This window comes from Shewanella sp. 10N.286.52.B9, assembly GCF_002873635.1.
In the GTDB taxonomy this organism is placed as follows: domain Bacteria; phylum Pseudomonadota; class Gammaproteobacteria; order Enterobacterales; family Shewanellaceae; genus Shewanella.
Map to the genome: position 1 here is coordinate 22181 of NZ_MCTY01000160.1, position 11862 is coordinate 34042.

Annotated in this window: 10 protein-coding genes; 4 read left to right on the forward strand and 6 right to left on the reverse strand. The window is 37.9% G+C overall.

Annotated features, from left to right (window positions below; genetic code table 11):
* Positions 1–255 precede the first annotated feature (255 nt).
* Entirely contained in the window at positions 256–1053 is a 798-nt protein-coding gene (gene gloB / locus BCU91_RS08900; RefSeq protein ID WP_102437901.1) for a hydroxyacylglutathione hydrolase, read from the forward strand.
* 141 nt (positions 1054–1194) lie between these two features.
* Positions 1195–2718, forward strand: coding sequence for a LysM peptidoglycan-binding domain-containing protein (locus BCU91_RS08905; protein ID WP_102437797.1), 1524 nt, complete (start codon positions 1195–1197; stop codon positions 2716–2718).
* A gap of 245 nt (positions 2719–2963) precedes the next feature.
* Here BCU91_RS08905 and BCU91_RS08910 read toward each other — a convergent pair whose 3' ends face one another.
* Positions 2964–4778: an AsmA family protein gene (locus BCU91_RS08910; RefSeq protein ID WP_102531314.1), complete on the reverse strand. Its 1815-nt coding sequence runs from the start codon at positions 4776–4778 to the stop codon at positions 2964–2966.
* Positions 4779–4837: 59 nt separating this feature from the next.
* Positions 4838–5332, reverse strand: coding sequence for a putative 4-hydroxy-4-methyl-2-oxoglutarate aldolase (locus tag BCU91_RS08915; protein ID WP_102437800.1), 495 nt, complete (start codon positions 5330–5332; stop codon positions 4838–4840).
* A 177-nt stretch (positions 5333–5509) separates the two neighbouring features.
* Here BCU91_RS08915 and BCU91_RS08920 point away from each other — a divergent pair, with 177 nt between their 5' ends.
* Positions 5510–5824: a hypothetical protein gene (locus tag BCU91_RS08920; protein ID WP_102437802.1), complete on the forward strand. Its 315-nt coding sequence runs from the start codon at positions 5510–5512 to the stop codon at positions 5822–5824.
* Positions 5825–6354: 530 nt separating this feature from the next.
* Here BCU91_RS08920 and BCU91_RS08925 read toward each other — a convergent pair.
* Entirely contained in the window at positions 6355–7452 is a 1098-nt protein-coding gene (locus tag BCU91_RS08925; RefSeq protein WP_157936282.1) for a GGDEF domain-containing protein, read from the reverse strand.
* A gap of 557 nt (positions 7453–8009) precedes the next feature.
* On the opposite strand from BCU91_RS08925, the gene BCU91_RS08935 reads away from it, so the two are divergent.
* Positions 8010–8945 (forward strand): LysR family transcriptional regulator, encoded by a 936-nt coding sequence (locus BCU91_RS08935; protein ID WP_102531316.1) that lies wholly within the window; start codon positions 8010–8012, stop codon positions 8943–8945.
* A 13-nt stretch (positions 8946–8958) separates the two neighbouring features.
* On the opposite strand, the gene BCU91_RS08940 is transcribed toward BCU91_RS08935, so the two are convergent.
* The 3 genes from BCU91_RS08940 to BCU91_RS08950 form a co-directional block, all read right to left on the reverse strand.
* Entirely contained in the window at positions 8959–10023 is a 1065-nt protein-coding gene (locus tag BCU91_RS08940) for a LacI family DNA-binding transcriptional regulator (protein ID WP_102531317.1), read from the reverse strand.
* Positions 10024–10287: 264 nt separating this feature from the next.
* Positions 10288–10770: a GNAT family N-acetyltransferase gene (locus BCU91_RS08945; RefSeq protein WP_102437810.1), complete on the reverse strand. Its 483-nt coding sequence runs from the start codon at positions 10768–10770 to the stop codon at positions 10288–10290.
* A gap of 518 nt (positions 10771–11288) precedes the next feature.
* Positions 11289–11822, reverse strand: coding sequence for a cell division protein ZapC (locus BCU91_RS08950; protein WP_076536309.1), 534 nt, complete (start codon positions 11820–11822; stop codon positions 11289–11291).
* Between the last annotated feature and the right edge of the window lie 40 nt (positions 11823–11862).

Sequence of the window (11862 nt, forward strand, 5' to 3'; positions counted from 1 at the left end):
TTGAGTATAACGACTTATGGCTCTTTGTCGTTAGCATTTTACCCATAGTTGATATCATTTAAAAAAGGGACGAATAAAGTGTTAAATTTATTGTTAATTAGCGCGTTTACATAACCTTATTTAGTCACTTCAACCAGTTGTTTACTTTAAATGTAACAGTATACAAGCCTAGTTCAGCCCAAGCATATTCACTCTATTGGCCTTTTACATATAATCCGTTAACCTAGCGGTAAGATTTCACTTATGGATTTAATCATGCTTTCAGTCATCGGTATTTCAGCGTTTAATGACAACTACATTTGGCTTATACATCAAAAAAATAGCAATCAAGCCTATGTTGTTGACCCTGGCTGTGGCCAAAGTGTGCTCGATTACCTCAAGGGCTCCCCATTAGAGCTGGCGGGGATATTAATCACTCACCATCATGCAGATCACACTGGTGGCATTGCGCAATTACAACAGGCTTTTAATAATAAGCTCGAGGTTTATGGACCTGAAAGTGAAAATATTAGCGGTATTACGCATCCAATAAAAGGCGAGCCATTACTCAAACTCAAGGAGCTTGATACAAAGCTTAAAGTCATTAGTGTGCCGGGCCATACGTTAGGTCATATAGCTTACTTTTATCAACAGCCAGATAGTGTAAACTGTGAAGCGTTATTTTGCGGAGACACCCTATTTAGCGGCGGTTGTGGAAGATTGTTTGAAGGCACAGCCGAACAAATGGCAAACTCGTTAGCAAAACTCGCTGACTTGCCACCTCACACCCAAGTTTACTGCGCCCATGAATATACCGCGGCTAATCTTAAATTTGCGTTACAAGCAGAACCTAACAATAAAGCGTTGCAGCAATACAGTCAGTCAGTTACTTTATCTCGTAATAACAATATGGCTACAATTCCAACTACAATCGCAACAGAATTAGCCATAAATCCATTTTTAAGAAGTAACAGTAAAGAAATAAAACAAGTCATCGCTGCTAAGTTTCAAGTTGAAAAACCAACAGCACTACAGACGTTTACTTTACTCAGAGAGTGGAAAAATAACTTTTAAGCTATTGAGCGCGGCGACACTTGCTAAGTTAGCAAAGACATTAAAGCCATTTTACACTACAATGCCGCCTCAATTTTGACCAAACACATTTGGTAGACGCCTTTGATCTGCCAGCTTTGCAAGATTTAGGATTTTTTTTAGATGCATAAACCTTTATACCTTTTTGTTGGAAGCTTGGCATTTCTAACCGCATGCCAAACTGCCACTCCAACAAAAGTCGAGCCTTCACCGATTGTCGTTCCTCAGCCAATTAAGCCTGAAAAAGTTGTAGACGAAGTTGCAGCACCGGTTGAAATCACCGATGTTTGGCAACGGATCCGTTTGCAACTTACCATGCCAATTGATGATGTAAAACTGGTGAATAAATATCGAGACTGGTATTTAGCGAACCCAAGACATTTAGAAATTGTCTCTCAACGTGCAGAGCCGTATTTACATTATATTGTCGAAGAATTAGAAAAACGTAATCTGCCGATTGAACTAGCATTATTACCTATTGTTGAAAGCTCGTTTGACCCTTCAGCTTACTCTGCGAGTGCCGCTTCAGGTTTATGGCAATTAACTACGCCTATTTCTAATTACTTTGGTGTTAAAAGTGACTGGTGGTATGACGGCAGACGTGATGTTCCCGCATCCACCACTGCAGCACTGGACTTCTTAGAGTACTTATACGATAGGACCGGACAAAACTGGTTATATGCCATTGCGGCCTATAATACGGGTGAAGGCCGAGTAAATAATGCTGTTCGCCGTAATAAAGCCGCAGGTAAAAGCACTGAATTTTGGGCGCTATCATTACCCAGAGAAACTCAACGCTACGTACCGCAACTGATTGCATTATCAGATGTGGTTAAAAATGCTGACAAATATGGCATCAAACTAACTCCAATCAGTAATGAACCGCATATTGCTGTGGTTGATACCCAAAGCCAGATTGACCTTAAACTTGCGGCAGATTTAGCCAATATGCCAGTTAAAGAATTAAAAGCATTAAACCCAGGTTTAGATCGCTGGGCAACATCACCTGATGGCCCTAATACATTGGTGGTGCCATTTGATAAAGCGGCGCAGTTTGAACAAAAACTTGCAAACCTTGATCCTAAATCAAAATTGAACTGGCATAGATACCAAATTAAATCTGGCGATACCGTAAGCCATATTGCCAAGCGTTTTGATACTTCGGCTTCTTTTATTCGTTCAAGTAATGGCCTGAAAAATAATAATATTAGAGCCGGAAAGTACCTTATTATTCCAGTTCCTGCTGAAGGCGCAAACCTCACAACTGAACAGTTATTAGCACAAGCAAAACCAAGCTCAGTTAAGACTAAAACTTACACGGTTAAATCAGGCGATTCATTATGGGTCATTGCCAGAAAAAATGATGTCAGTGTTGATGATTTAATTCGCTGGAATCGTCTGCCTAAAAACGGCACTTTAAGCATTGGTAAACAATTAAAGATTGGCGCAGTATCAAGTAGCAAAAACAATGCAGAAAGAACCGTTAATTACAAAGTTCGCTCTGGGGATTCATTGGCTAGAATTGCCAGTAAATTCAACGTTTCAGTCAATGATCTGATCGAGTGGAATAGACTTCAAAACAGTAAGTATATTCAGCCAGGACAGATGTTAAGATTGATTGTGGATGTCACCAAGGTCAATGCGTAGTGAGTCTATAAGCTAACTTCTTAGCAATTTCGCAGTAAGTATTTCGCGACTTAAAACAAAAAACGGCAAGGTGATCCTTGCCGTTTTTTATTATATAGCGATTTTTAAACTTGATGTAATCAACTCATCTATACCAAGTTTAAAGCAGTACAAGATCCAAAGTCTTGGTTAACATGATCCCTTGGATATTTTTACTTATGATAAAAATAGCCGCTGACTAAGCCCAAGTGGGCTTAATCACATCATTAAAAACCTAATTTCTTAAATAACTTACCTTTGAGTTTATCGGTTTCATCTTTAAGTTTAGAATCTAATAAAGCACTGGTATCGATACCAAATTTAGGATCTTTCATGCTGCCGGTTATGGTAAGCGGAATGTCCACGCCAGCTAAGGCATCTTCACCACCCTGACCCGCTAATGAGCCCACCACTGACGTCGTTAGCTTATAGTCCACAGTTTCATTATCAATATTGGCACTGCCATTACCGCTAAGGCGAATGAGTGGCGACGCCATAGCTAAGTCTGGGTTAGTCGCAACAGCATTTTTCAAACTAAAACTACCGGTTAAACTAGTAAAATCAGTTTTAAGTTCTTCAGTATTTTTTGCAGATAAATCCCCTTTTAACTTATCTTGAGCACTACGGATCATTTGCGGGATATTCACTCCGTATAACGAGCCATCGGCAATTTCGAAATTACCCTGTGCCAGCAGGTTTTTCTTTAAGTTATCTGGAATTAAACTTTTACCAGAACCAGAAATTTTAAAATTTGCCGCACCTGAGATTAAATCAATATCCGCCGCATCTTTTAACAGTGGTCTAAATTGCACACCTGTTAATGTTTCATCGAAGCGGTAACTAGGTACTTTCTGACGACCATCGAGCTGTGCTGTGGCTTTAATACTACCTTCATATAAATTCGCAGAAAACTGAGTTAAATCGGCAACGCCATCTTTGACCTTGGCTTTCATTACCCAGTTTTGAGTGAGTAGGTTTGCGACCTTGATTGATTTAACCGTCATGCCTAAGGTTAAATCAATGGTTTTTAATGCGGACAAATCAGGCTCTACAGCTGGCTTGCTCGCTGCAACTTGTTCAGTGTCTTCTGCTTTAGCTTCGGTCTCTGATGGCGGCAGTAATTTATCAACATCGATATCACCGACATCTAATTGCAGGTTAATTTTAGGGATTGTGGCGCCGTAATTGACTGAAACATCGCCAGTGGCGCTTATGTCCATCGCTGACAATTGTTTTATAGCAACATCTAATTTTTTAGCATCTAAAGCCACATTAATATCAGTAATCAGCTGGCTGCTAACACTTTTATTAGGGATAGCCTCACCGGTCACATCAGTATTAATGGTTAAATCAGCCATAATAACCTGAGTCAAATCTTCACTAATGGTCAATTGACCATTACCAGAACTTGCCAGCATCATATCAGGCATTTGTACAGTAAATTCATAAGCAAAGTCTGCAGCGTTTCCTAATGAAAACTCACCAAGGGTTAAACTATTTAAACTAAATATTTGTTTGGTTTCTGCCGCTTCATCAATTACGTTGATGGTGGTATTGGTAATAGACACGCTGCCGATTTGTAAACTTTGCAATTCGAGTGTATTAGCTGATGATGCTGGTTCTGACGCGGTTGTGGTTTCAGGTGATGCAGCATCGCCCAAACCATCAAAGCTGGTTGAACCGTCTTTTTTAGTGACGATATTCATAGTCAAACCATCAAGGGATAATTGTGCAATTTCCACTTGTTGGCTTAAAAGCGGCATTAATGCCACACTGGCGACCGCTTGGTTTACTTCAACTAATGTACTTGGAGAAAAGTTCTCAGGGTTGGATAGTGAAATGCCACCGAGGTTAATCCCAAGTGTCGGGAAAAAGCTCCAACTTAAGTCTTGGCTAATGACAAAATCACGGCCAGTTTGCTTTTTAACGGCATCCACAATTTGTGGTTTAAAACTATTTGGATCAAAAAATACCGTTAAATAAATAACCAGCAATAAGATTACGCTAGCGACTATAGCTAATAGCCATTTAAGTGCCTTCATGTTTGCATCCTTGTAAGCAAATTGATTTTTAATGTAAAAATAAATTAATTCATCTAAGTTTAGCTTAATACTGCTAAATCTAAAGGTTTTTCAGTAACGGCTATGCCATTTTCATCGGCATAGATCATCATGGCTGGTTTTACTGAGACACCGGCAATCTCGATATTTATATTCACAAGGCCAACATCTTTTTTTTCTGTTTTAATGGGATTAGCACTTAGCGCCTGCACACCAATACCAATGGTCGACAATGTGCCCACATCTCTTACCGCACCAAAAATGATGATACCTTCCCATTCATTATTGGCCGCCGACTCCGCAATCATGTCACCTAGCAAAGCACGCCGACACACGCCGCCGCCATCGACCACTAACACTTTACCTTTACCAGCGGTTGCTAACGTTGACTTCACTTTAGAGTTATCTTCAAAACACTTAACCGTAACCACTTCACCATAAAATATCCGTTTGGCGCCGTAACTTTGCCAATTGGCGGGTATCAAGGTTAATTCAGAACCATAGTGGTCAAATAAATCAGGTAATAAATCTAGCATTTTGCACATCCTGTACTAAAGTAAATAAATTAATGTTTAATATAAACGTCATGCTCTATTGAAACAAATCATTAATCTGAATAAACTATCAATAATGCTCTGTTACTATTCATGGAAGATAGAGAGTACCCATGCTAAATAGCATTCATTTACTCATAATCCTAAGTAGTTATCCATATGACTGATATTAATTTACAAAATGTAATTAACGCCTTTGATGAATTAGATTTCGAAAATAGAACAACTAAAAGTCTTGAAAGTGCCCGCAACAAATTGCAAATGAAAACTTATCTTGACTCTCTTGATTACAGTTTACGTCGATTAAACATTTTAAATGAAGTCGTTTCAGAAATGGTTGAGCAAAAAAAATCAGCCTTAAAGAAGCAAGAGCAAGTTCAAACCTACAAATCTAAAGTCATACAACTGTCTAGAGAATATCGTATTTCTTACCAAGAAGTACTTGAAATCATGATTTCAATCAAACAAAAATAAATAGTCTAGAACCCAAATTAAATAGTAAAATCTTCATACTAAAAGACTCAAGTTCAACACAAATTGATACTCTAACTATTTTTATTGGCTGATTTAATTGTCCAATCTTATAATCGCATTACTTTATATCTTTTTAGGTTTACTTGGGGGTAAGCCTAAATTGTTTATAATCCGGCTATGTAAATAATTTATATTTTAAATCTACCCAAAACTAGCTTGCATAACCAAACCTACAAAAACCTTATCGCTATTCGAAGGTATATGTTCATTTTGATTTTTACTTTTCAAACAAAACCTCTTCACTGCGGGTTAAGTTGGTACTTGGCTTAGCAAGAACTGCCCTTTCCCCTCTGTGGTTGCTACTATTTGAATGATGCTTGATAAATATCGCCAATGAATCCTTTAATGTCATTTGGGATATCGTCCACTTGGTCTGCCTATCACGGTGCCACAATGGGTTGAAAAATAGCAATTTGAATTGAGAAAAGCCCCTTTAATTTTGAATTTCAAATGTATTAAAACCGTTTTAGCTAAACTGGATACACTCTATTTCTGCCGTGACCTTTTGCTAAATAAAGATGGGTATCTGCTTGTTTATATAATGCCTCAATTGTAGTGATTTCTTGGGTCATTTCAGCGACACCGATACTGACGCTTGTATCAATCAAAATGGTATTATAAAGGAAATCTTTACTCTCAATGATAATTCGTATTTTCTCAGCAATACGCTTGGCATCATTCATTGATGTATTGTTGAGTAAAATAGCGAATTCCTCACCACCAATTCGTGCGAAAATGTCGCTTTCTCGCATGCTGCTTTCTAGGGTTCTAGCCAGTTCGATTAAAACAAAATCACCTGCTTGATGGCCATAATTATCGTTCACTTTTTTAAAGTGATCGATATCAATCATTAACAGTGAAACGCTAGTTTGTTGTCTTGAAGCAATCGCCATTATCTTTTTGGCCATTTCAAAAAAATAACGCCGATTATATATGTTAGTTAGGTTATCCATGATGGATAACCTACGAAATTCTTCGGCACTTTTTTCTACATCCTCGTGGGCTTTTATGCTAGATATTCGACTATCTAACATTGATTTTGACAATAAAATGGTTGCAGGAATATAGCTAACAATAAACGCCAATAAAGCAAAATGTTGGTATTCACCAAAATAAAGCATGATAGCAATCTGCGGCGTTATCATTAAAATGAAAAACACCAAATAGGCTTTAAAGAAAGACGACATCGATAATGTTGCGGCTGTGACAATTCCGATAATTAGAATAAAACCGACAAACTCAAACGGTTGACGAGCATAAATTATTAGCATCACCGATGATGCCGTCCACATGCAGGCTTGAAATACATTTAGAGCGATAAAAATGACTTCATCATTAGCGAGTCTTTTTCTATCTTCTTTTTCTAAATGCTTTTCAAACATTTTTGCATTATAAATTCGGCATATTGCTAAGAGAATTTGTAAACAAAACCAAGTCATCAAAATGTTAAACGGAATGAGGATGTTAAATACTAAGGCGTAAGTAATAGAGACAATCAACATCGCAACCATGGCTTTAGGTGTTTGCTCGGCTACATTTTGTAAAAGTTTTGCAGGAACGTTAGACATACATATCCTATATTCAGCACAATTTGCCCCTAGTAAACAACTCATTAATCGATTTTAATAGCTTGAGATAAACGAATATTTTATGAGGCTGCATACTTATTTTAACGTTCTTAAAAACACACAAATACAGTTAATTAGAGCATTATAGTAAATATAGGAAGCATCGCCTGAATTGTCTAGCAGACCATTGGAAATCATTAAATAAACATGTGCTAGGCGTTATTTAGAGCACGATTGAGACCTTGATTGAACAATTCATCAGCAAGAGAAAATGCCTACCTTATGTCAGAATACCCCTTTGATTTACTCTGGAAGGCAAAGTCAACATCTTTAAATAAGATGCAAAAGCTGCATTTATTTCACGGACAGCCTTAAGTGGTTCTAATAAGAAGACAGTCAGTCTCAGATGGCGGACGTATTAGACCTTGTTGAAAATGAACTTGTTGCATTGTTATCACCTGTGCGGGCTATTTTATCGAATAAGTAAATAATACCTGTTGTTAACTCCACTAAAAACGCTATATTAATTATAATATTCTCAAATATGGATTGATAATATGCTCATACAAGACCTGCACATCATTCTCAAAGTAGCTGAATTTCGAAGTATTACTGCGGCTGCAAACAGCCTTGATATGCGTATGGCAACCGCTAGTGCTGCGGTCAAGCGTGTTGAAGCAGCATTAGGCGTTGAGCTATTTGTACGCACTACGCGCCAACTTAGGCTTTCCCCTGCTGGTGAGCGCTATTTACCTCAATGCGAACTGGCTGTGCAACTGTTAGACAATGCCCAGCAAAATGCTCAGGAAGATTTAGATGTACTAAAAGGTGAAATAAGAATTGCGCTATCTTCTGATCTAGGCCGTAATGTGGTTACCCCGTGGTTGGATGATTTTTTGCTGCTTTATCCCGACGTGGCTTTACGCAGTAATATCACTGACAGTAATATTGATTTTTATCGTGACTCTGTTGATATGGCGCTGCGCTATGGTGAGCCAAGCGATGCCAGTATGTATGGTTTTCGAATTTGCAGTATTCCACGAGTACTGTGCGCCACACCTAGCTATTTAGACAAAAATGGCGCCCCTACAACGCCAGATGAACTCAAAAATCACAATGGGCTGTTTTACCAGTTACAGGATATTGTTCAGAACGAGTGGCGCTTTAGTCATCAAAACCAAAGCCATAAAGTAAAGCTTAAAGGTAATCGTGCATCTAATGACGGAGATTTGGTGCGGCGTTGGTGTGTGTCGGGACACGGGTTTGCGATTAAGTCATGTCTTGATATGGCGGATGATTTGCTAACTGGTCGTGTGGTAAACGTCATGCCGGAATATAAGCCAACTGCGACTGAATTGTGGCTTGTGTGCCCCAGTCGTCAGTCTATTACTCCAACAATGCGCCTATTACGTGATTATTTTAGAGAGAAAACCCAGCAGCTATTGTCTCAACTGGTTGCACATGGCGTGTTAAACAAACAAGATATTAAATAACATGCAATCACTATTAAGCTAACGCATTAAACTGAGTAGTTGAATCACGCTCTTTTAATTCAAACTCTAAAACATGGCGTAAATTTGAAAGGCTATCTGAAGTCACTTGATTCATTTGGCCAGAAGTCAGTAATGTGATAGCTGTTTCAGCCATCGCATTGATAGGTTGTTTCACTGTTGTGATATGTGGCCAAATCGTAGTAGCAAGCGGGGTATCATCATAACCGGCAACGCTTAAGTCTTTGGGTACATTTAAGCCTAAGGAATTGGCAACCGAAACAACTGCTGCAGCCATATCATCATTACTAGCAAATATCGCGCTTGGTCTATTTTCTCTATCTAATAGAGCCTTAGCAGCTCCTAATGCAGACTTATAGCTGAACATACCTTGCTCAATAAACTCTGGCGGAATGTTTAACTGTTTAGATCGCATTGCATCTAAAAATCCTTGATAACGAAGACGACTGGCACCAACGTCTGGGTGCCCTATAATAAAGCCAATGTCTTTATGGCCTTTATTGACTAACAAATTGGTCATATCATAAGCCGCTTGATAATCGTCCATACAAACAAAAGCAGATAAGGTTAACTCCACATCTGGTGATACTCGTACAAAAGGAATATTTAATACAGTAAGCTCTTTGAGAATCTCAATATTGTTACAAAAAGGCGGTAATAGAATAACGCCATCAACTCGTGTTTCTTCAACTAAATCACGTGTGATTTTTAACTTTTCTTCTTGGGTGCCTTCACACTCATCTACCACTAAATGATAACCTTGCTGGCGGCAACTTTTTAAAGCCGACATCATGAACTGACTAACATAACCACCTTCACTTGGGTTTTCGTAAAGTAAGCCAATTAAATAAGATTTAGAACTCGCTAAACGCCTAGCTGAAATATTGGGGCGATAGTTTAGTTGATCTGCCGCTTGCTGGACTTTCGCTCGTGTTTTGTCACTGACTTTTTCGTCCTTGTTTAACACCCTAGAAACGGTCATTTTCGACACACCAGCCATTAAAGCAACATCTTGAATAGTGATTTTAGTGCTTGATTTACTCTTATTAATTGGACTCATTAGGAAACTCATTTAAAAATAAGATAAATGTTACAAAGTTCTTAGTAACAATAATACCCTCAGAATAACAGATAAATTACTGATACTATAATCACTTATTCTTATTCATGCGTATTGTGGCAAAATCTATAATTATCACATTAAAACAGTCAATAAGGATCATCGAACCATCGTTATTAGCGACTAAAGCTGGTTATTACTCACACAATAAATTTATCGTGTTATCGATAACCTACATTTGATAATAATGTCTATAAATTATTACTATAAGCTTTTTAGCATCCAAACATCACAGCCACCGTGAATGGTACCAACAAGGGGCTTATCTAAATGTTGAAAGCCCATCTTTTCATAGAGTGTAATTGCCGCTGTCATTGAATTTAACGTATCGAGATAACATTGTTCAAAACCGTTTGCTTTTGCAAATGTAAGACATTGCTCAGTTAAGCGCTTACCTAAACCAAGCCCTCTCGTTTCAGGTAATAGAAATAATTTTCTTAACTCACAAATCTTGTTATCACCGTTGAACTTTGCAATACCTGCACCGCCTACCACTTGATTATCAACACAAGCAACCAAATAAATGCTGCGGTCTTTTGCATGATAATATTGGCTCATATGTGCCACTTCAGCATCTGATGGGCCAAAGCCTTCGCCAATTGCACCAAACTCTTTGCCAACCGATTCAATGATGGCTGCCACTTGTTGATCTTGCTGTGAAATTATTGGTTCAATTACAATTTTCATAAACTTTTTATGTTACTTAACAGGCCGGTATTTAAACTAGATTATCAAATAAATCCGCAATAAAAGACATTACATTTGTTCAGGCGTAAATCTTTGCTCTAATTGCCTCTATATGCTTCTGAAATATATGTGAATTTTCTAATGTTATGGTAGGTTAACAGAGTTTCCCCTCAAATATGGCCGCAGCAACGGCCTTCTATTTCATGATTGAAGCCTATTGTTTTTCGTTTATCGTTTATCGTTTATCGTCGAACTGTGCCATTTTTTCATCAGGCTGATATAGGTAATGCAACATGCGAAGTGCAATAAGCATGAGAGAGATTGTTTGTCAGTCTATTAGATAAACCGCTGAAGCTGAGCATGTATCGCCACAGTCAATCGCGTTATTACATAATAATATAGGTGGGTGTTCTATAAGCAGGATAACTGACATGGACTTTCTGATTAATCTATTTCTTGATTAGAAATAAATACACAACATGAGACAAGTAAATTAAACACGAACTAACAAATATTGCTTAGGCAGCAACGACATGCCTAGATTTCTTTAGGGGATTTAAGCGATTGTGCATAACTTTAATGGTATCAAATTGCTGTAAAACTTTAGATTCTGTTAAAGGGCACTCACTTGATAACACCATCACTAACGCTGCCTGCAAGCTGTTTTCAACCACTAGAACTAAAACAGAGGTTCCATTGGCATTTAACGAAAATAACTTACCTACTTCGCAATAAACACATTCTTGACTGATTTCAAAAAACCAAGATTTTGGCATTTGCGGCTTAATCATAAAATGAGCAGCTGTTGCATTTAACGCTGTTTGAACTACTGCAGCATCGGACATTTTTAACGCTTTAGGCAGACTTTCAAGTAGGTTTATATAGAATTTAGCATGATCCACACTAAATTCTGACGTCATTAATGCATCAGGGATAAGAGATTTGGTTTTATATGGGGTTAAGAACTCCATTTCGGAACCTAATGAAATACTTAATTGCTTAAAAGTTTCATTATATTCCCACTGCCAGTCCTTATTTGGCATTAATAACATTTTTAAATACCTACTTTAACAATACAATCTGATAATAGTT